The following is a 589-nucleotide window of genomic DNA, read 5'->3' as shown; positions in this document are numbered from 1 at the left end:
AATACCAACGGCACCTGGCAGTACAAAATTGGCTGGAATGACCCCTGGATAAATATTGACGACGGCAGTCTGGCAGATAACCATGCCCTGCTGCTCGACAGTTACCACAAAGTCCGGTTTGTACCCAGCACCGATTACAATGGCGATGCCACCTTCAGCTTCCGGGCATGGGACAGATCAGAAGGTAGTGCAGGACAATATCAGGATACCAGTATTAACGGCGGCACCACGGCATACAGTGCAGACACCGCATCGGCCAGTGTAACCGTCAACGCAGTGAATGATGCGCCAACATCGATAGACAGTACGATTACTGTGACAGAGGATGGAACACACAGCTTCACGGCAGCCGACTTTAATTTCAGTGATGCTGATGGTGATGCTTTTCATTCCGTTAAAATCACCCAATTACCGACAGCAGGGACACTGTATAAGAAAGCCCGTCCTGATCTGGAATTTTCTTTCAGTGATTCCAGTGATCCGGCTAATGACGCACGTAATAATATCCATGGCACATTAACAGGTGCCACCCATGCTTCTGACCCCGAACAAGGCGATGTCGTCAATTTCAGCACCTCAACTGACCAGA

Annotated in this window: 1 protein-coding gene; it reads left to right on the top strand. The window is 49.6% G+C overall.

The genetic code is table 11. The features are described from left to right. Positions 1–589: Ig-like domain-containing protein (locus AK963_RS34350; RefSeq protein ID WP_175404783.1), on the top strand; the 589-nt coding region annotated here is incomplete at both ends.

This window comes from Endozoicomonas atrinae (assembly GCF_001647025.1).
Classification (GTDB): Bacteria; Pseudomonadota; Gammaproteobacteria; order Pseudomonadales; family Endozoicomonadaceae; genus Endozoicomonas; species Endozoicomonas atrinae.
This window is presented reverse-complemented; position numbering and strand designations above follow the sequence as displayed.